The sequence below is a fragment of the Acidocella sp. C78 genome (assembly GCF_907164655.1).
In genome coordinates this window covers 46,978-66,283 of record NZ_CAJQZK010000076.1, presented here as the reverse complement: position 1 = coordinate 66,283, position 19,306 = coordinate 46,978, and the positions used below count along the sequence as shown (strand labels likewise).

The 19,306-nt window shown below is 70.3% G+C and carries 18 protein-coding genes and 1 pseudogene; 11 read left to right on the top strand and 8 right to left on the bottom strand.

Going from position 1 to position 19,306, the window contains the following annotated elements; translation table 11 throughout:
- Positions 1–46 precede the first annotated feature (46 nt).
- Positions 47–955, top strand: coding sequence for an alpha/beta hydrolase (locus ACIDOCELLA78_RS90085; protein ID WP_201728881.1), 909 nt, complete (start codon positions 47–49; stop codon positions 953–955).
- Here ACIDOCELLA78_RS90085 and ACIDOCELLA78_RS90080 read toward each other — a convergent pair.
- From ACIDOCELLA78_RS90080 to ileS, 4 genes are all read right to left on the bottom strand, one after another.
- Complete coding sequence (locus tag ACIDOCELLA78_RS90080; protein WP_201728880.1) at positions 915–2,144, bottom strand: MFS transporter; 1,230 nt, start codon at positions 2,142–2,144, stop codon at positions 915–917. The two genes, ACIDOCELLA78_RS90085 and ACIDOCELLA78_RS90080, sit on opposite strands and share 41 nt — an antisense overlap.
- Before the next feature lie 77 nt (positions 2,145–2,221).
- Positions 2,222–2,794, bottom strand: coding sequence for a DUF3035 domain-containing protein (locus tag ACIDOCELLA78_RS90075; RefSeq protein ID WP_201728879.1), 573 nt, complete (start codon positions 2,792–2,794; stop codon positions 2,222–2,224).
- Positions 2,791–3,342 (bottom strand): signal peptidase II, encoded by a 552-nt coding sequence (lspA, locus tag ACIDOCELLA78_RS90070; protein ID WP_201728878.1) that lies wholly within the window; start codon positions 3,340–3,342, stop codon positions 2,791–2,793. Before lspA ends, ACIDOCELLA78_RS90075 begins: the two co-directional genes overlap by 4 nt.
- Positions 3,339–6,167 carry an isoleucine--tRNA ligase gene (gene ileS / locus ACIDOCELLA78_RS90065; RefSeq protein ID WP_201728877.1) on the bottom strand — a complete coding sequence of 943 codons (2,829 nt, stop codon included), beginning with the start codon at positions 6,165–6,167 and terminating at the stop codon, positions 3,339–3,341. The genes lspA and ileS overlap by 4 nt, the downstream gene beginning before the upstream one ends.
- A gap of 249 nt (positions 6,168–6,416) precedes the next feature.
- Here ileS and ACIDOCELLA78_RS90060 point away from each other — a divergent pair, with 249 nt between their 5' ends.
- The 7 genes and pseudogenes from ACIDOCELLA78_RS90060 to ACIDOCELLA78_RS90030 all read left to right on the top strand — a co-directional run bounded on the left by ACIDOCELLA78_RS90060 (position 6,417) and on the right by ACIDOCELLA78_RS90030 (position 12,291).
- Positions 6,417–7,301: a sulfite oxidase heme-binding subunit YedZ gene (locus ACIDOCELLA78_RS90060; protein WP_201728876.1), complete on the top strand. Its 885-nt coding sequence runs from the start codon at positions 6,417–6,419 to the stop codon at positions 7,299–7,301.
- Between the two features lie 53 nt (positions 7,302–7,354).
- Entirely contained in the window at positions 7,355–8,626 is a 1,272-nt protein-coding gene (locus ACIDOCELLA78_RS90055) for a hypothetical protein (protein WP_249675949.1), read from the top strand.
- Positions 8,623–9,453 carry a hypothetical protein gene (locus ACIDOCELLA78_RS90050; protein WP_249675946.1) on the top strand — a complete coding sequence of 277 codons (831 nt, stop codon included), beginning with the start codon at positions 8,623–8,625 and terminating at the stop codon, positions 9,451–9,453. Before ACIDOCELLA78_RS90055 ends, ACIDOCELLA78_RS90050 begins: the two co-directional genes overlap by 4 nt.
- A 154-nt stretch (positions 9,454–9,607) precedes the next feature.
- Positions 9,608–10,054, top strand: a complete 447-nt coding sequence (locus ACIDOCELLA78_RS90045) for a hypothetical protein (RefSeq protein WP_249675926.1) — start codon at positions 9,608–9,610, stop codon at positions 10,052–10,054.
- Positions 9,945–11,213 carry a Ni Fe-hydrogenase III large subunit gene (locus ACIDOCELLA78_RS90040; protein WP_249675979.1) on the top strand — a complete coding sequence of 423 codons (1,269 nt, stop codon included), beginning with the start codon at positions 9,945–9,947 and terminating at the stop codon, positions 11,211–11,213. Before ACIDOCELLA78_RS90045 ends, ACIDOCELLA78_RS90040 begins: the two co-directional genes overlap by 110 nt.
- Complete coding sequence (locus ACIDOCELLA78_RS90035; protein ID WP_201728874.1) at positions 11,206–11,703, top strand: NADH-quinone oxidoreductase subunit B family protein; 498 nt, start codon at positions 11,206–11,208, stop codon at positions 11,701–11,703. Before ACIDOCELLA78_RS90040 ends, ACIDOCELLA78_RS90035 begins: the two co-directional genes overlap by 8 nt.
- A pseudogene (locus tag ACIDOCELLA78_RS90030) lies at positions 11,696–12,291 on the top strand (ribonuclease HII). The gene ACIDOCELLA78_RS90035 and the pseudogene ACIDOCELLA78_RS90030 overlap by 8 nt, the downstream one beginning before the upstream one ends.
- A gap of 188 nt (positions 12,292–12,479) precedes the next feature.
- On the opposite strand, the gene ACIDOCELLA78_RS90025 reads toward ACIDOCELLA78_RS90030, so the two are convergent.
- From ACIDOCELLA78_RS90025 to ACIDOCELLA78_RS90010, 4 genes are all read right to left on the bottom strand, one after another.
- Entirely contained in the window at positions 12,480–12,773 is a 294-nt protein-coding gene (locus ACIDOCELLA78_RS90025) for a hypothetical protein (RefSeq protein WP_201728873.1), read from the bottom strand.
- Positions 12,774–12,954: 181 nt separating this feature from the next.
- Positions 12,955–14,799 carry a Hint domain-containing protein gene (locus tag ACIDOCELLA78_RS90020; RefSeq protein WP_201728872.1) on the bottom strand — a complete coding sequence of 615 codons (1,845 nt, stop codon included), beginning with the start codon at positions 14,797–14,799 and terminating at the stop codon, positions 12,955–12,957.
- Between the two features lie 183 nt (positions 14,800–14,982).
- Positions 14,983–15,846: a prephenate dehydratase gene (locus tag ACIDOCELLA78_RS90015; RefSeq protein ID WP_201728871.1), complete on the bottom strand. Its 864-nt coding sequence runs from the start codon at positions 15,844–15,846 to the stop codon at positions 14,983–14,985.
- Positions 15,843–16,574 carry a 3-deoxy-manno-octulosonate cytidylyltransferase gene (locus ACIDOCELLA78_RS90010; protein ID WP_201728898.1) on the bottom strand — a complete coding sequence of 244 codons (732 nt, stop codon included), beginning with the start codon at positions 16,572–16,574 and terminating at the stop codon, positions 15,843–15,845. The genes ACIDOCELLA78_RS90015 and ACIDOCELLA78_RS90010 overlap by 4 nt, the downstream gene beginning before the upstream one ends.
- Before the next feature lie 104 nt (positions 16,575–16,678).
- On the opposite strand from ACIDOCELLA78_RS90010, the gene ACIDOCELLA78_RS90005 reads away from it, so the two are divergent.
- The 3 genes from ACIDOCELLA78_RS90005 to ACIDOCELLA78_RS89995 are packed head-to-tail and all read left to right on the top strand — an operon-like array spanning position 16,679 to position 19,304.
- Positions 16,679–18,103: a cytochrome c family protein gene (locus ACIDOCELLA78_RS90005; RefSeq protein ID WP_201728870.1), complete on the top strand. Its 1,425-nt coding sequence runs from the start codon at positions 16,679–16,681 to the stop codon at positions 18,101–18,103.
- Positions 18,100–18,870: an inositol monophosphatase family protein gene (locus ACIDOCELLA78_RS90000; RefSeq protein ID WP_201728869.1), complete on the top strand. Its 771-nt coding sequence runs from the start codon at positions 18,100–18,102 to the stop codon at positions 18,868–18,870. The genes ACIDOCELLA78_RS90005 and ACIDOCELLA78_RS90000 overlap by 4 nt, the downstream gene beginning before the upstream one ends.
- The gene (locus tag ACIDOCELLA78_RS89995) at positions 18,870–19,304 is read left to right on the top strand and encodes a GNAT family N-acetyltransferase (protein ID WP_249675922.1); all 435 of its coding nucleotides are present in this window, start codon (positions 18,870–18,872) and stop codon (positions 19,302–19,304) included. Before ACIDOCELLA78_RS90000 ends, ACIDOCELLA78_RS89995 begins: the two co-directional genes overlap by 1 nt.
- Positions 19,305–19,306 lie beyond the last annotated feature (2 nt).

Here is a 19,306-nt window from a genome sequence, read left to right as displayed (position 1 = left end):
TACAACCACGCCTCCCCGATCACCACTCCGCCACGGCACCACGCACATGACCAGTCTCGCCGCCCACCTGCTCAATCCGGTCCTGCGCTTCGAGGTCAAGCGAAAGCTCGCCCGGGCCAATACCCCCGAAACCCTCCGCCGGGCGTTCCGCTCGCCCATGCCCATCCCCCGAGGGGTGCGATATACCTCGTCGATCATGGGCGGTGTCCCCGGCGAATGGGTCGAGCCCGCCTTAGGCGCCCCGCCGGCCATGACCGTTCTCTATCTGCATGGCGGTGGATATGTCGTCTGCTCCGCCGAGTCGCACCGCCCCATCACCGGCGGCCTGGCCACAAGGGGCCTGCGGATCTTCGCCGCCGATTACCGGCTCGCTCCGGCGCATCCGTTTCCCGCCGCCGTCGATGATGCCGAAGCTGCCTGGTCGGGCCTGATCCGGCAGGGGCACGATCCCGCATCCCTCGCCATCGCCGGCGACAGCGCCGGGGGCGGTCTCGCCCTCGCCCTCGCGCTGCGGATCCGTGAGGCGGCGACGCCGATGCCGGCACGGCTGCTGCTCTTCTCCCCATGGACCGACCTTGCCGCGACCGGCGCCAGCATCGTCGAGAATGCCCGGCGCGATCCGATGATCAAGGCCAGCCGGCTGGCCGATGGCGCCCGGCCCTATCTCGCCGGGGCGGACCCGCGCAACCCGCTTGCCTCTCCGCTCTATGCCGATCTAGCCGGCCTGCCGCCGATGCTCATCCATGTCGGCGCGCGCGAGGTGCTGCGCGATGATTCCGTGCGCCTGCACGAAAAGGCGCTGCACCAGGGCGTCGCCAGCCTGCTCCGGGTCTGGCCGGTGGTGCCGCATGTCTGGCCGATGTTCCACGCCATCCTGCCCGAGGGCCGCGCCGCCCTCGACGAAAGCGCCGCCTTCATCCGTGGTGCCGCAGCCGCGCCCGGCGCAGCTCGTTGACCGTGAAGTAGGCGAGGGCGATCAGCGGCAGCGCTGCGCCGACAAGCGCGACGAGCTGCCAGCCGCCGCGGATCAGCAGGGTGCTGGCGACCGCCGAGCCGGCGGCGCCGCCGAGGAAGAAGGCGGTCATGTAGGCGCCATTGAGCCGGGCCCGCCGCTCGGGGGCGAGGGCGTAGATCGCCCGCTGGCCGAACAGGTTGTTGGCCTGCACCCCGAAATCGAGCAGCACGCCGGCACCGGCCAGCAGCACCACGCTGTGGATGGACGCGCCATAACCCGAGATCAGGAAGGACAGGGCGATCAGCCCGAGTGCCGTCGCGGTGCCGGCCCGGCCATACCCGGCATCGGCCAGCCGCCCGGCGATCGGTGCGGCGGCGGCGCCGGCGGCGCCGACCAGCGCGAAGATGGCAACGCCGAGCTGCGTATAATGGAATTCATGCAGCAGCAGCAGCGGCGCCGCCGTCCAGTACAGGGTGAAGGCGGCGAAGGCGCAGGTCTGATAGGCGGCGCGGCGGCGCAGCGTCGGCTCGGTGCGGTAGAGGCCGAGCATCGAGACGATCAGCTCGCCATAATGATGATCGAGCTTCGGCGTCACGCGCGGAAGTTTCAGCCGCAGCAGGACCGTGAGCGCGGCGATCCCGGCCGCCGAGAGCCCGAACACCGCCCGCCAGCCGGCGAGCCAGGCGACGAAGCTCGCCATCGGCCGGGCGAGCAGGATGCCGAGCAGCAGCCCGGCCATCACATTGCCCACCACCCGGCCGCGGATCGCATCCGGGGTGAGGGAGGCGATCATCGGCACCATGATCTGCACCGCCGCCGAGCTGACGCCGATCAGCAGCGCGGCGGCGAGGAAGCTCGCGCCGTTCCAGGCGAAGGCGGCGAGGGCGAGGGCGAGAGCGGAGGCGCCGACCATCCGCGCGATCAGCTTGCGGTTCTCCAGCAGATCGCCCAGCGGCACCAGCAGCAGCAGGCCGGCGGCATAGCCAAGCTGCGTCAGCGTCACCAGCAGACTCGCGACCGCGGGCGGCAGGCCGATATCCGGCGCGATCGTGCCGACCAGAGGCTGCACGTAATAGATGTTGGCCACCACCGCGCCGGTGGCGACGGCAAAGAGCGTGGTCAGGGCGACGGAAGGCGCGGCGCGGCCGGTTTCGGCCGCGGCCGGTGGGGCCGTGATGCTGTTCGACATGGCAGCGATATGTCCCGCGCGGAGGCGACTTCAAGCGGCGGGGCGGTCGAACCGCACCCGTGCCGGTGGAAAACGGCTCAGAACAGGTCGAGGACCCGGCCGAGCAGGCCTTTCGAGGCGCCGGCAGGGGCGGCTGCCGGGGTGGCACCCTTCGTCGCCGGTTCGCCGAGGGCGGCGTTTTCCTGCAAGCGCTTCTGTTCGGACTGCGCGTTGACCACCTGGTTGCCGCCCTGGGTCTTGCCGCCGAAGGACATCAGCGAGTCGACGAAGCCGGTGCCGCGGCTTTCCTGTTCGGCCTGCTGATTGATGGTCGCGCGGATATGGGCGGGCGGGGTCGGGCCGGCCTGTTGCAGCAGCGCCTGCTGCGCCGGGCCGAGGCTGGTGCTGCCCGCTTGCAGGGCGGATTGCGGGGCGAGGAGGCTTTGCGCCTCGCCGGCGGCGGAGACCTGCTGCGGCCGTGGCGCGCCGGGCACCGGCGGCGGCAGGGTTTGCAGATCCGGCGGCACGCTCAGCGGCGCCTCGGTGCCGACCGCGAACGCGTCCGGCGGGGTGAGTTCGAGCCCGAACGTCTTGGCGGGATGGCTGCAGCCGGCCAGCAGCAGCGGGCCGAGCAGCAGGAGCGGAAGGGTCGCGCGCGATGAACGGGTCATGGCGTTTCCTTATCCTCGCGCGCCGGAGGCGGCAAGTGACCGGCGCGGTCGTGGCTGAACAGGCTTTCGAGGATCAGCGCGGCGACGCCGCCATCGATGGCGGCATCGGCGAGGTTGAAGACATACCAATGCAGGGCGCCGACATGGACATCGACGAAATCGACCACGGCGCCATAGCCGATTCGCGAGATGACGTTGCCGGCGGCGCCGCCGATGATCGCCCCGAGGCCGAGGGTCGCGAGCAGCGACGGGGTCCGCCAGAGCCAGACCGAGAGCCCGGCGATCGCCACGATCGCGACGGCGATGAGCAGCAGCCGTGCATCGTCGCCGGCGAGGATGCCGAAGGTGACGCCGTGGTTCCAGACCATGGTGAAGTTGAGCATCGGCAGGATCGCGACGCTGCCGCGCCGCGGCAGGTCGAGCCCGTAGAGCACCCACGCTTTCGAGACCTGGTCGATCGCCAGCACGACCAGCGCCATCAGCGCGCCAAACGCGCGGCGGCTTGCGTTACCCTGGGCGGGTGCGCCGGGAGGTGCCGTTCCAGTCATTCGACATACGAGCAGCAGCGGCGGCACAGGCCGGGATGCGCGGGGCTGGTTCCAACCTCGGGCAGCACCTTCCAGCAGCGCTCGCATTTCGTGCCCGGGGCGATTTCGACCACTGGCTCGGCCCGCAGCGGGGCGCTGGCGCCAGCGCCTTCCGGCGCGGCGGCGATTTCGGTTGAAGCCGCCGAGGTGATCATGATTTCCGCCCAGTCCGCCGCGCGCAGGGCTTCCGGCGCGTCGACCGCGAAGGTCAGGACGATCCCGGCCTGGAGCGAGGCGGCGATGTCGCCGTTGCGGCGGGCGTCCTCGATCCGCGCGTTGGCGATGCGGCGCACCGCGCGGATCTCGGTCCAGGCCTCGTCCAGCGCGTCGTCGCGCCAGGCGGCGGGAAGCTCGGGGAACTGCGCGAGATGCACGCAGGCCTCCTCGCCATGGCGGGCGCGCCAGGCCTCGTCGGCGGTGAAGGGCAGGACGGGCGCGAGCCATGTGGCGAGGCAGCGGAACAGGATGTCGAGCACGGTACGGCAGGCGCGCCGGGTTTCGCCCTGCGCCAGCATCCGGCCCTCGGCATCGAGCCGGACGTCGCAATAGAGCGCGTCCTTGCGGATGTCGAAATAGAAGGCCGAGAGATCGTTGTTGCAGAACTGGTGGATCGCCGGATAGACGCCGGTCCAGTCATGCGTCTCGACCGCGCGGCGCAGCATCGCATCGAGCCGGGCGAGGCGGTGCAGCACGTAGCGTTCGAGATCGGGCATGTCGGCGACCGGCATCGCCTCGGCCTCGGTGAAGCCGTCGAGCCCGCCAAGGACCCAGCGCAGCGTGTTGCGGATGCGGCGGTAGAGATCGGCCTGCTGCTTGAGGATGTCCTTGCCGATGCGCAGGTCGTTGTGGATGTCGGAATTCATCACCCAGAGGCGCAGGATGTCGGCGCCGTACTGGTCGATCACCTGCTGCGGCGCGGTGACGTTGCCGAGCGACTTCGACATCTTGCGGCCTTGCTCGTCGAGCACGAAGCCGTCGGTGACGATCGCCTTGAAGGGGGCGGTGCCGCGGGTGCCAACCGCCTCCAGCAGCGAGGCCTGGAACCAGCCGCGATGCTGGTCGGAGCCTTCGAGATAGAGATCCGCCGGCCAGGGCATGCCGCGCGCCTCCAGCACGAAGGCGTGGGTCGAGCCGCTCTCGAACCAGACATCGACGATGTCGAAGACCTGCTCGAACTCGGCGGGGTCGTGGTCCGGGCCGAGGAAGTCGGCCGCCGGGCGGGCATACCACGCATCCGCCCCCTCGGCCTCGAACAGGGCGCGGGTGCGGGCGAAGACCGCCGGATCGGTCAGGATCGACTTGTCATCCTGCCGGACGAAGATCGCGATCGGCACGCCCCAGGCGCGCTGGCGGGAGATGCACCAGTCGGGCCGCGCCTCGACCATCGAGCGGATGCGGTTGCGCCCCTGGTCGGGCACGAAGGCGGTGCGGTCGAGCGCTTCGAGCGCATGGGCGCGGATCGCCTCCTCGCCGTCCATCCGGATGAACCAGTTGGGGCGGGCGAGATAGATCAGCGGCGCCTTGGACCGCCAGGAATGCGGGTAGGAGTGGAGGAACTCCTCGCGCCGGAGCAGCGCGCCGGCTTCGGTGAGCGCCGCGCAAACCGGATCGGCGGCCTTGTAGACATGCAGGCCGGCGAAGAGCGGCACGTCGGCGGCGTAGGTGCCGTCGTCGTTCACGGTTTCCGGCACCGCGATGCCGTGGGCGCGGCAGAGGAAGAAATCGTCCTCGCCATGCGCGGGCGCCATGTGGACGAAGCCGGTGCCGGCCTCGGTGGTGACGAAATCGCCGAGCAGGAGCGGGACATCGTAGTCATACCCCCGGCCGCGGAGCGGATGGGCGCAGACGAGGGCGCCGAGATCCTTGCCGCGCAGCGTCTGCTCGATTTCGTGCGCGGTGATGCCGGTTTCGGCGGCGAAGGCATCGAGCAGCTCGGCGGCGACCACGAGGCGCTCGCCCGTGCGGGCGAGGCTGTGCTCGGTGGTGTCGGCGATGCGGATCACGACATAGTCGAACTCCGGCCCGGCGGCGAGGGCGCGATTGCCGGGGATGGTCCAGGGGGTCGTGGTCCAGATCACGATCGCGGCGCCGTCGAGATCGCCCTCGATCACCGGGAAGCGGACCCAGATCGCGGTGTCCCGCCGGTCCTGATACTCGACCTCGGCCTCGGCCAGGGCGGTCTTCTCGACGGGGCTCCACATCACCGGCCGCAGCCCGCGATAGAGCGCGCCGGAGGCGGCGAATTTGTGGATTTCGGCGGCGATGGCCGCTTCGGAGGCGAAATCCATCGTGGCGTAGCGGTTCGCCCAGTCGCCCTCGACGCCGAGGCGCTTGAATTCCTCGGCCTGCACGTCGAGCCAGTGCTGGGCATAGTCGCGGCATTCGCGGCGGAATTCGAGAACCGGCACCTCGTCCTTGTTGCGGCCGGCCTTGCGGTAGCCTTCCTCGACCTTCCACTCGATCGGCAGGCCGTGGCAGTCCCAGCCGGGGACGTAGTTGGCGTCGAACCCGGCCATCTGGCGGGCGCGGTTGATCAGGTCCTTGTGGATCTTGTTCAGCGCGTGGCCGATATGCAGGTTGCCGTTCGCATAGGGCGGGCCGTCATGCAGGATGAAGGGCGGGCGGCCGGCGGCATCGGCGCGGAGCTTGCCGAACAGGCCAGACGCGGCCCAGCGGGCCAGCGCCTCGGGCTCGCGCTTCGGCAGGTCCCCGCGCATCGGAAATCCGGTTCGGGGCAGGAAGACGGTGGCGCGGTAGTCACGCGGGCTGGACGGCAGGTCGTTCATCGAAAAGGCTCCGGCGGAGGAAAGGACAGGCGGGCGATCCCGGCCCTATTGCAGGGCCGGGCGGCGAATTCGCGGGATGAGGCAGGCGGCGCGCCGTGCGGATGTCATGGCGTGAGGTTATGCGAGCCGCCACCCCGAACGGTCAAGCGCGGAATGTTGAACGGATTTTCGCGCCCCGCTGCATCCGGATGGGGATGGCAGGGCGAATTCAGGGCATATTTCTGCCTCCACACCGGAATTAGAACCGCCATGCCGAATGCCGCCCCGCCCGCTGATGCCCGATCCCGCCCGAAACGCCAGGCGCGCATTTTCGGCGCGCCCTGGCGCACGCCGGCGGGGCGGTTTTCCTGGCTGAAGACGATCGCGCTCGGGCTATGTATCGCCCCGGCGGGCTACATGCTGTGGGAGCGGCAGGCGGGGGCGCTCGGCGGCCGGCCGACGCATGAGCTGATGCTGCAGACCGGCTTCTGGGCGATCCGCTTCCTGCTGCTCGGCCTTGCCATCACCCCGGCGCGAGCGGTGTTGGACTGGATGCGGGTGGCGATGCTGCGGCGGATGCTGGGCCTCGCGGCGGCGGTCTACACGTTCGCGCATGTGTTTCTGTATGCGGCGGATGAGGGATATGCCATCGGGTTCGTTTTGAATCAGATGTTTACGGTGTTTTACCTCATCCTCGGTACCATCGCGACGATCGGGTTGCTGGCGCTGGCCGCGACCTCGACCGACGCGGCGATGGCGCGGCTTGGGCGGCGGTGGAAGTCGCTGCACCGGCTGGTCTATCCGATCGCGGCCCTCTCGATCTGGCACTTTTTCCTGACCCAGAAGATCGACGTTTCGGCGGCGATGGTGCCGTTCGGGCTGTTCGTCTGGCTGATGCTCTGGCGCCTCGCGCCGCCGGGCTTCCGGCGCTCGCTGGCCGGTATTTTCACCCTCGCCCTCGGGGCGGTGGCGATCACCGCGGGCGGTGAGGCCGGTTGGTATGCGCTGAATTCCGGCATCGACCCGTGGCGCGTGCTCGACGCCAATCTCTCGACCGCGCGAATCAGCCCGGCGGCCTTCGTTGCCGCCGATCTCGCGTTGTTCGCCTTGCTGGTGGCCGCGCGGCGGTTGCAGCGCCAGGCGGCCTCGGGCTGAACCGTCACATCGGCGCCATACCCGACTCGGCCGGTCCCTGCTAGCAAGGGAACATGGCACGCTCCGCGCCCCGCCCGCTCGCGCGACTCTTGTCGATCGCGCCCGTTCTTGCTGCCGGCCTGGCGCTGGCCTTGGCTGTGCTCGCGTTGGCGGGCGCGGTCTTGCTGCCGGGCAAGCTGGCGTTCGCGCTGCCGGCGCTTGGCCCGGCGGGCGGGCTGGCGTTGGCGATCGATCCGGGCCGGGCGGAGCTGATCTTCGCCGTGCTGGCGGGCGGGTCTGCCGGTCTGCTGGCCGCGCCGGGCTTGGGCGTTTCCGGCGTGCTGGTGCTCGCCGGCCTTGTCGCCATTCTCGCGAACAATCTCTACACGCTTGTTTTTGCGGCATTGATCGTCGGGTTTCTGAGCCTTCGGGACCGTGTGGCGGCACCTGCCGCGCTGGCGGTGTTGCCGGCCACGCTGCTGGCTCTGGCGGCGGCGGCCGGGCTGCCGGGCGCGACGCTCGCGGCCGGGGCGGTGCTGTGTCCCGCCGGGTATCTCCTCGCCGCGCTTGGCGGGGATCTGCTGCGCTTCGCCCAAGGGACGGCGCTCGGCCTTGCCGGGCTCGCACTGGTTGCGGCCGGGCTGGGCGATGCCGGGGCGGGGCGGCTCGCGCTCGAGACCGGCGCGCTGGTGGCGCCGGTGCTGATGCTCGCGGCATCGCGGATCGAGGACGTCACGGGGTCGCGGGCGCCGGACTGGCTCGGCGGGCTGGCGCGCGGGATGCCGGGTTTCGCGCTGTGCTTCGGCGGCGCCGTGTTCTGGGCGAGCCTGTTGCCGCCGGGGCCGGGCTTCGTCGCGTTTCAGGGCATATTCGACGCGGCGCTCCGCGCGGGATGGCCGGGCGCGCTGGCGGCAACCGGGCTGGCCTGCGGGTTCGCGCTGGCCGGGTTCGGGGCGGCGGGCCAGTTCGCTCTGGTCTGCCTCGGCCGGCCGCGTAGCCTGCGCGCCGCCGCGGCCGAGGATCTGCCGCGCCGGGATCTCGTCGCGCTCGGCCTGCCGGTTGCCGCCGCCGCCGGGCTCGCCCTTGTCACCGCGCCGGTTCTGCTGCTGGTCCCGCTCGGCCTGCTGCTGGGGCTGTGGCGCTGGAGCCTGCGCGCCGGGCCGATCGAGGCGCCGCCCTTCGAGGACGGGTTTGCCCGGCCGCCCGCCTGGCTGCCCTTCGGCGACCCGGTGACGCAGATCAACGCCACGGGATATGCCGCGCCGCTGCACGGGCCGGTGGCATGGCTTGCCCGGCGGCTTGCCCGTCGGCTCGGCGGGGCGCGCATCGCAGGGAGGTGGTCGTGACCCTCGCCGTGCTCGCCGGCCGGACGGTGGCCACCTTGCTGAGCGTGGCGCTGCTCGGCGCGGCGGCGGTGCTGCTCGAATGCGTTCGTGCCCGGCTGGCCGGGGCGGTGGCGGGAGAGGCCGGCATGCCGTTCGCGCAGCCGGTGCGGGATCTGCGCCGCCTCGGGCGCAAGCGCCGCATCCGCCCGGTCTTCGCCTCGCCGCTGCATGGGATATGGCCGCTGGCCGCGCTGGCGGTGACGGTCACGCTGCTTGCCGTCATGCCCGGCTTCGCGGCGGGGCAGCTCACCGCCGGGCTTGCCGGCCCGGCGCTGTTCGTCGGGTTGCTCGCGCTCGGGCGGGCGATACGGGTGATGGCGGAGATCGATCCCGGCATGGCCGGTCCTGGACTTGCCGCGATCCGCCTTGCCGCATCCGGTCTCGCGGCCGACCTCGCCTGGCTGCTCGGCTTCGCCGCCCTTGCCGTGCTGCCCCGCGCGGCGACGCCGCAAGCCGCCGTCGCGGCGCTCGGGGTGCTGCTGGCCTGGCCCGATGCAGCACCGGTGCCGGGCGATTATGCCGGGCCCGACCGCGCGGTATTTCTGGCGGAGACGATGCTGCGCCGGGTTGCCGGGCTGGCGCTGCTGGTCGCACTCCTCGCCCCTGCCGGCCTTGCGCGGGCCACGGCGCCGCTGGGCTGGCCGGAGGGGATCGCGGTCTATGCCGCGAAGCTCGCGATCGCGGCGGCGGCGCTGGGGTGGTGCGGCTGGTGCTGCCGGGCGGCGCACCGCGCGCCGGCGCGGCCCTGGCGCTTGTGTCGCTCGTCCTTGCCCTGCTGGGCGGGGTGACGGTGGACCGGCTCGGTCTGGTTGCCGGGCTGCTCGGCATGGGCGGTGGCCTCGCGCTGCTCTGGCGGCGCTGGCCGGCGGAAGAGGCGCTGGCGCTGCTCCAGGGAGGGGCTGCGATGGTCGGGTTCGGGCTCGGCGATATCCGGGGCGGGGGATGGTTCTTGCGGGGGTGGCGCTCGGCCGCATCGCCGTCGCCCTGGCGGGCACGGGCGGGCTGCGGCGCTGGGCGATCGTGGCGCTGGCCGGGCTGCCGCCCTTCGGGTTGTTCGCCGGCGATTTCCGCATCGTCGGCGCGGCCGCGACGGTCTCGCCGCTGCTGGCGGGGGGGCTCGTCGCGCTGATCGGGGCGGGTGCCGCGCGGGGGCTGACGCTGCCGGGCGGAAGCGGCGCCGGCGAGGTGGCGGGGCGCAAGCCGGCCGTGCTGTTGCTTCTTCTCCTGACCGTGCTGCTTGGGCGGCGCCGGTCGCGGGGCTGCGATGAACGACGCCGAGATCGCCGCGCTGCTCGCGGGTGCGCCGGTCGAGCCGTGCGGCGGGGCGGCGCTGCATCTGCTGACCGCGGCGGACTGGCTGCGGTTGGCCCGGCTGGTGGACCCGGCTGATTTCGCCGGGCTGTTCGTGGCCGATGGCCGTGCCCATGCGCTGTATTTTCGCGCGGCGCCGCTGCTGGTGGCGGTCACGCTGGAAGGCGGCGCATACCCTGCGCTCTCGCCGGTGATCCCCGATGCCGGCTGGTACGAGCGGCTGGCCGTGGACCGCGAGGGTGCGGTCGCGACGGGGGCGGCTGACACCCGGCCGGCCATTCGCCACGGTGAGGGCGATTCCGCCTGGCCGCGCTTCGACGCGCCGGCCGGCGAAGGGGCGTTTCAGGTCGGGCAGGGGCCGGTCGCCGGGCTGATCGCCCGGCCGGTTCATCGCCGTTTCACCATCGAGGCGGGGCGGATTGTCCGGCTCGAACACCGCCACGGCTATGCCTGTCGCGACATCGCGTCGCTGCTGCACGGCAAGTCGCCGCGGGCGGCGGCGCGGTTCGCGGCGCGGCTGGTCGGCGATGCGGTGGTGGCGCACGCGCTCGCCTTCGCCCGCGCCGCCGAGGCGGCCGGCGGGTGCGATGTTCCGCCCCGTGCGGCGGCGCTGCGGGCGGCGATGCTGGATATCGAGCGGGTGACGGCGCATCTTCTGGCGCTGGCGGCAGCACTCGATGCGGCGGGCAGACCCGGGCTTGCGACCAGTCTCGGTCGCGCGCGGGACGATATCGCCGCCGCCGTCGCGGTGCTGTTCGGCCATCGGCTGATGATGGACGCGGTGACGCCCGGAGGGCTGGAGGTGGACGCCCGGCCGGAGGCGCTGCCGGCGCTCGCCGCGGCGCTGGCCGAGGCTGCGGCGTCGGTCCGGCGCGTAGGGGAATTTCGCGTCCGCCGGGCGCTGGGGCCGGCGGCGGCGCTGGCGCGGGACAGGGCGCGGGCGGTGCTGGCGCGCGGGGCCGCGATCGTGCCCGCGATCGAGGCGGCGCCGCCGGGCGAGATCGTGGCGGCGCTGCCGCCGGTCAGCGCCGCCGGGCTCGGTTCGGCGGGCTCGTCGCGGGGGATGGTGCATCACTGGGTGAAGCTGCATGACGGGCAGATCGCCGCCGCGGCGCTGATGGACCCCGCGCCTCGGCTGGCTGGCCGCCTGGAGGTTGCGGCCGCCGGGCTGGACATCGAGGGGTTCGGCGTGCTCGAGGCCTGCTACGCGGTGCCGCCGGGGGCGATCGATGGATGACGCGGACGATCCGGTCCGGGTGCTCAGCACTCGGCTTGCGGCGACTGGTCAGGCGCTGCTCGGGCGGAGCCTCGCGGTGCGGCATGTCGATGCCGGCAGTTGCGGCGGCTGCGAGATCGAGATCGGCGCCTGCCGACGGTTGCGGGGCGGCATGGCGGCGCAAGGTATCGCGCTCGTGGACGACATCCGCGCCGCCGATATCCTGCTGGTGACCGGGGTGGCGACGCGCAACCTCGCGGAGGCGGTGCGCAAGAGCCTTGCCGGGATGGCGCCGCCGCGTTTCGTCGTCGCGGCCGGGGACTGCGCGCTGGATGGCGGCGTGTTCAAGGGCGCGCCGCCGGTTCTGGGCGGGGTGCAGGCGGTGATCCCGGTCGATCTGCTGATCGCCGGCTGCCCGCCCTCGCCACGGCAGATCCTCGCGGGGCTGGTGGCGCTGCTGGAGGCGAATGCGCGCGAAGCGCGGGTGAGGCGCACCGAACCGCATGCCTGATTTCAGCCATGAGCGCGTCCTTGGCGGCGTGGTCGCGGGGGTGGACGAGGTCGGGCGCGGTCCGCTGGCCGGACCCGTGATGGCCGCCGCCGCGGTGCTGCCGCCGGACTTGCCGGCGCAGATTGCCGCGATGGTCGATGATTCCAAGCGTTTATCCGCGGCACGGCGGGAGGCGGCGCTGGCGGCGCTGATCGGCGCCGGCGCGGACATTGCGGTGGCGGCGGCGTCCGTCGCCGAGATCGAGGAAATGAACATCCTGCGGGCGAGCCTGCTGGCGATGCGCCGGGCGGTGGCGCGGTTGCGGGTTTGGCCCGACCGCGTGCTCGTCGATGGCAAGATCGGCCCCGACCTGCCGATACCCTGTCAGTGTCTGGTTGGGGGGACTCGCTGTCGCTGTCCATCGCGGCGGCGTCGATTGCCGCGAAAGTGGTGCGCGACAGGGCGATGGAGCGGCTGGCGCGGCGGTATCCGGGCTATGGCTGGGAGCGCAACGCGGGGTATGGCACGGCGAGCCATCGTGCGGCGATTGTCAGTCTCGGCGCCACCGCGCATCACCGGCGTGGGTTCGGCCCGCTACTGAGAAGCTAAATGATTGATTTTTCTAGTATCCACTTTCAATCTGAAATCCATCGGATTTCGGATTCAGGACACTAAAGCACTTTCTGATCCAGCCGGATCGGATGATGCTCTAAGTCACATGATCCAGCCGGCGGGGCTGGGCCTGGCGCGGCCCTGATCCGCGCCGGGCGAGACGGAATCCGTCAGGACTTCGCCGGTCAGGCGTAGCGGCGTTCGGGGTGGCGCAAATGCCACAGACGCTCATGAGCGGCGACGAGGCTCTCGATGCTTTTCCTGCGGTTGGCGTCCGGGTGGACGGAACGGCGGGTCAGCAGGCGTTCGAGAATGCCCAGGAGATCTTCCGCGATTTCGTAATCGTCCTGGTCGCAGGCATGGTGGAATGCGATCAGGATCTTGTCCGAGAGGCGGCGGCTGTAGCGGGTTGTCGACCGCTCGGCCTTGCCGGTGTCTTCGACGGCGGGGGTCTGGTGGTCGTTGTCGGTCAGGGACATGCTCGAATTCCTGTTATTTCTGAGACCATATTACCAAATAGTAATCGAAATACCATACTTTTTAATGAACGAATTTCATTCGAATTAAAATTTCATATTTCGCTCTCCTGAGCAAATTTATTCTTGAGATGAACTGGATCATATTTTAGACAATTTTAACATCAAAAACGTTTCCATATTGTTAAAAGCGGCACAGATTGTGGGCGGCTGTGTGTAATTGCTCGGATGAGTCTACGCGGCGCCAAAGCTGTGGGAAAGCCGCAAGCCGGATAAAAAGGCGAGTCGCACCGGGTGGAAGGCAAAGTTCGCCATGGCCTGACGACCAGATCGTCTGATCGCCTGCGGCCTTGGGGTGAAAGCCGCTTGCCGCGCTGGCGGCGATGTCGAGACCGAGGGTCTCGGTTCTCAATTCCGCGAGCGCGACGCCGAGTTCCCGCCGGTCTTCGGAGGCGGGATCGATCCAGGCGGGCACGAAGCGGGGCGAGTGCAGGAAGGCCCTGCCGCCATGGCCGTGCGGCAGCGCGATCCATTTGTCGGGCGTGATCGGCATGACTGTGCCGCCGGCCCAGAGGGCCGCATCGTGATGTGTCTCGACCGCAAAGCCGAGCGCGAGGGCGCGGGCATGCAGGGTTTCGCGGATTGCGCGCAGGCGGGCGCCGCCGGTGCAGAGCGGCGCGCAGGCGTCGTGATCCCAGCTCAGATCGCGCACGGCACAGGTTTCGGCGCTGGCAAAGCCCGCCCGGTTGCCGGTGTCGAGATAGCTTTCGCAGGGCGCGCCTTCGGCCAGCAACAGATCGTGCCGGGCGAGTTCGACGTGGTGATAGGAGATTGCGAGGCAGGCCTCGTCCCGGCGGATGGTGGCTCCGTTGACGAGAAGCCGCGCCGGCACCAGCACGCCGTCCAGCAGCAGGGCGTGGTCGGGTGACAGGCGCAGGCGGCGCGCCGGCAGCCCGGGCGCGAGCGACCCGGCGGCGAGGCTGATGGGCTGCACCTGCTCGGGCGCGGGATGCGCCGTCAGATCGAGCACGCGCGATCCGGTCCAGATGACGGGAACGGTCTGGCCTGCGGCGGTAACCACCCGGTCGCCGGCCATGAGGGTTTCAACCGGGCGCGGGCCGTTCGGCGTGAGGATCATCGTGCCGCGCGCATAGCAGTTCGGGTTCGGGCCGGCGGTGTGCGTGGCGATGGAGGCGGTGAGGCTGAGCCCGCCCGGGCCGGTGGTGGCGAAGAGCGGCGCGGCATTGGCGCTGGTGAAGCTGCCATCGACATGGCCCCGCGCGTCGAGCAGGCTGACGGTGGCGCCGCTTTGGCGGATCGAGCCGCCGACCAGCGATGGCAGCAGGATGGCGTCGCCGCCGGACAGGCCGCCGATGGTCACGTTGGCACCGAGACAGGGGTCGGCGAGGGTGAGGGTTGCGCTGCCCGGGCCGAACTGGAAAGTCTGGCTGGCGACCGCATCCGCGAGGCGCACCGAACTGCCATCGTCGAGCGCGATCGTGCCGCCGCCTGACAGCGCGCCGCCATCGATGATGAGCGTGCCGCCGGCGAGGCTGACGGCGCCTTCATTGTCGAACGCCGTGCTGCCGACCGACAGCGTGGCGCCGGCGCCGACCGCGATGGTTCCGGTATTGTCGAATTGCGGTGCGGCCGCGCCGGGCAGGCCGGTAAGCGCGCCGATATCGACCACCACATCGGCCGACGCGCCGCCTTCGAGCGTGATCGTCCCCGCGGTCATGATCTGGTCGGATGCAAAGAGTGCGGCCGTGCCGGCGATGTCGAGCCGCGAGTCGGTGCCGAGGGCGACGGCGCCGCCATTGCCGGTGAGGCCGGCGGCGCTTTGCCGGCCGTCGAGCCGGAGCGCGCCCGCGATCGTCACACCCGGATCGACCAGAGCCACGCTGCCATCGATCTCCGCCGCGCCGGCCGGGCCGGGGACGGCGCCGTTACTCCAGTTCCATGCGGCACTCCAGTCGGCGACGGCGCCGGCAGGGGGCTGGAAAGTATCTGTCGTCAAATCGCCCGTCATCAAATGTCTCCAACGGCCGGGCCTCGCACGTCATGTGCCGGTGACCGTGAAGAGGGCGGTGTTTTGCGCCCGAAACTGTCGCCGGGTTAGCAGGGCTCCGTGGAGGGTTCAAACAAATTCTTCACCAATTTCTAAAAAAATACTGAAAAATGAGTATTTTTAAGGATTTTTCTACTTGAGGTTTCAGTCGGCGCCCTGCCGGGCCATGCGCTGTTCCAGCCGGAAGGCAGCGGCGGGATAGACGCCGAGGATCCGGATTTCGCGGGAGAAGAAATCGAGTTCCTCAAGGGCGAGGCGGACGTTGCGCTGTTCGGGGTGGCCGTCGATCTCGCAGAGGAACTGGGTGGCGGCGAACTGGCCGCCGACCATGTAGCTCTCCAGCCGCGTCATGTTCACCGAGTTGGTGGCGAAGCCGCCGAGCGCCTTGTAGAGCGCAGCCGGCACGTTGCGCACGCGGAAGACGAAGCTGGTGATCAGGTCCGGCGTTTCGACCGGCGGCAGGCGCGGGGTGCGGGCCATCATGTAGAAACGGGTGGTGTTGTGCGCGGCATCCTCGACGTTGCGGCGGAGAATGTCGAGCCCGTAGATATCGGCGGCGAGAGACGAGGCGATCGCGGCGCGGGAAAGGTCGTTCCAGCGGGCGACGAGTTCGGCCGAGCCGGCGGTGTCGGCCTCGACAACCGCCTGCGCGCCGAGTTCGCGGACCAGGGCGCGCACCTGGCCGAGGGCGACGGCGTGGGAATGCACCTGGCGAATGGCGTCGATCACGGCGCCGCGCGGGGCCAGCAGGCAGTGCTCCACGCGCTGGAAGTGCTCGCCGATGATCGAAAGCCCGGAGTCGGGCAGCAGGGCATGCATGTCCGGCACTCTTCCGGCGAGCGAGTTCTCGGTCGGCAGCATGGCGTATTCCGCCTCGCCGGTGCGCACCGCCTCGATCGCCGCCTCGAAGGTCTGGCAGGGCAGGGTGGCCATGCCGGGGCAGGCGGTGCGGCAGGCGAGGTCGGAATAGGCGCCGGGCGCGCCCTGGAAGGCGATTCGGGATGTCATGCGGCAAGGTTCCTGCGGGCGCGGTCGAGGTCTTCAGGGGTATCGACCCCGAAGGGAGCCCGGTCAATCCGCGCCGCGCCGATCCGCAGGCCGAGTTCGAGAGCGCGAAGCTGTTCGAGTTTCTCCCGCAACTCGAGCGGCGAGGGCGGGGCGGCGACGAAACGCTCGAGTGCCGCGCGGCGATAGGCGTAGACGCCGACATGGTGCCAGAGCGGCCCCGGGCCGGAGGGGATCGGGTGGCGCGAGAAATAGAGCGCGGGGGCGGTGGCGGCGTCGCCAAAGCCGCAGGCGGCCTTGACCACCGAGGGGGCGGCGGCTTCCTTCGCGGTGGTGACCGGGGCGACCAGGGTGGCGATGTCGAATCCGGGATCGTCGAGCACCGCGACGAGGTCGCGCAGCGCGCGCGGGGGGAAGCCGGGCAGGTCGCCCTGAAGATTCACCACGATGTCATGAACGCCCGCCGGATCGAGTGTGGCAAGCGCGGCATGGATACGGTCGGACCCGCTGGGCAGGTCAGGGTCGGTCAGCACCGCCGTGCCGCCGGCCGCGCGCACCGCGTCGGCGATCGCCGATTCGGCGCAGGCGACCGCAACCGGGCCGATCGCGGCGGCCTCGGCGCGGCGCAGGACGTGGACGATCATCGGCAGTCCGCCGATATCGGCAAGGGGTTTTCCGGGCAGCCGGGTCGAGCCCAGGCGGGCGGGAATCAGGACGATGGGAGCCGGAATATCTGCCTCCTTGAAGGATATGGGGCCAACACCATTGTTATCGCTTGTCGCACTTTCCTAAATCGCTATACATCCCTCCGTAAAGCTTTGGAGGGACCGCGCTTATGAGTGATCAGAACCACCCGTCTTCCGGACACGGCGGCAAGGGCCGCGACCCGCTGCTGCTGAACAAGATTGCCGGTGGCATTCTCTCGGCCGGGCTTCTGGTCTGGATCGCGATCCACGCCGCCGGGGTGATTACCGGCGAGAAGGACGTCAAAAAGCCGGTCATCAAGACCGCCGAAGCGCCCGTCGCGGCGCAGAGCAGCGGCATCCCCTCCATCGACGGGCTGATCGTCAAGGCCGATGTGAAGAAGGGCCAGGCCTTCGTGCAGCAGCAATGCGCGGCCTGCCACACACTCAACAAGGGCGGCGCGGCCGGCGTGGGGCCGAACCTCTACGGCGTGATGGGCGATCCGATGTTCAAGAAGGCGGGCTATACCTTCTCCGGCGCGGTGAAGAAGGTCGCCAACGGCGTCTGGACCTACCAGAAGATGAACGAGTGGCTGGACGATCCGCAGAAATTCGCGCCGGGCACCCGCATGGGCTACACCGGCATCAAGAATGATCATGTTCGCGCCGATGCGATCGCCTATCTGCGCACGCTGGCGGACAGCCCGATCCCGCTGCCCAAGCCGGGCGCCGGCGGCACCGCCGTGGCCTCGAAGGGGGCGGCGCCGGCGGGTCTTGAGTCCGGCGCGCCGGTGATCGCCACCCTTTACGCCAGTGCCGACGCGAGCAAGGGCCAGGCGTTCTTCCAGCAGCAATGCTCGGCCTGTCACTCGGTGAACAAGGGCGGGGCGAACGGCGTTGGGCCGAATCTTTACGGTGTCGTCGGCGCGCCGATGTTCGCCAAGGCCGGCTACACCTTCTCCGGCGCGGCCAAGCAGCATGCCGATGGAAAGTGGACCCCGCACGAGCTTGATGAATGGCTGTATGCGCCGATGAAGGCGGTTCCGGGCACGCACATGGCCTATCCGGGGATCAAGAACAACCAGACCCGGGCCGACGTGATCGCCTATCTCAACAAGCAGTCCGACCATCCGGTGAACCTCGCCGCCGCGTCGGGCCCCGCCGCGACGACCGCTTCTGCCGCGGGCGCCGCGCCGACAGGGCTCGATGCCAGCGCGCCGCCGGTGAAGACGCTGATGGCCAAGGCCGCGCCGGCCAAGGGCCAGGCGATGTTCCAGCAGCAATGCTCGGCCTGTCACTCGATCAACAAGGGGGGCGCCAACGGCGTCGGGCCGAACCTGTATGGCGTGCTGGGCTCCAAGATGTTCGCGACCGCCGGCTACAGCTTCTCCTCGGCCGCGAAGACGCACGCGACCGGCGACTGGACCGTGCATGAGCTGAACGAGTGGCTCTATGATCCGATGAAGGCGGTGCCGGGCACGCACATGGCCTATCCGGGCATCAAGAACAACGTCGCCCGCGCCAACATGATCGCCTATCTCAACCAGCAGTCCGACCATCCCGAAACCTTCAAATGAGGTTTGATCCGGTCGCCGTGGCCTCGGCCGCGGCGGACGCGGCGGGGGCGGTAATCCGCGCGCATTTCCGGGCGCGGATCGATGTCGACACCAAGGCGGATGCAAGTCCGGTGACGCTTGCGGATCGGGGCGCGGAAGCCGCGATCCGCCGTGTTCTGGACCAGCATTGCCCGGACCATGCCGTGATCGGCGAGGAAATGGGCGGGCGGGAAGGCGGGCGGTTCACCTGGGTGATCGACCCGATCGACGGCACGCGGGCCTTTATCACTGGCCGGCCGGTCTTCGCGACGCTGATCGCGCTGCTGGAACATGGGCGACCGATACTCGGGCTGATCGACCAGCCGGTGCTGGGCGAGCGGTGGCTTGCCCATGAGGGCGAGCTGCACTTTTCCGGCCCGCATGGCGGGGAACCCGGGACGCGGGCTGTGGCCTCGCTGGCCGAGGCGGAGCTTTCCTGCACCTCGCCCGACATGTTCACCGAGCCGCAATTCGGCCGGTTTCGCCGGCTTGCCGGCGCCTGCCGGCGGGTGAGCTATGGCGGCGATGCCTATGGTTACGGGTTGCTGGCGTTGGGGCAGATCGACGTCATCGCCGAGGCCGATCTCAAGCCGTGGGACTGGTCGGCGCTGGCCCCGGTGATCGAGGCGGCGGGCGGGGCGATGACCGACTGGCGGGGCGCGCCACTTACCCTGGAGAGCGACGGCACCGCGCTGGCGCTCGGCAATCCGGCCCTGCTCGGCGATGCCGTGGCGCTGCTCGGCGGATGATGCCGCCGATCGTCCATCTGACCGCCGGCGCGGATGATCTCGCGGACTGGCTGGCGTGTTCCGAGGCGCTGCACCGCGTGCTGCGGCCGCATCTTCCCGCCGATTACGAGGGCACGATGCGCCGGATTCTGGCCGGGGGAGCAGAAATGGCGCTGCTGCACGAGGCGGGCGCGCCGCGGGCGCTGGCGGTGTTCCGCGCCTTTCACGACACGGCGAACGGCTATAGGTTCTATATCGACGATCTCGTCACCGCCCCCGATCGCCGCAGCGCCGGGCATGGCGCCGCCCTGCTCGGCTGGTGCGAGGCGGAGGCGCGCCGGCGCGGCTGCACCCGGCTGACGCTCGAATCGGGCACCCATCGCGAGCGGGCGCACCGGTTCTATTTCCGCGAGGGCCTTGCCATCACCCTGTTCGGGTTCGCGAAAACACTCTGAGC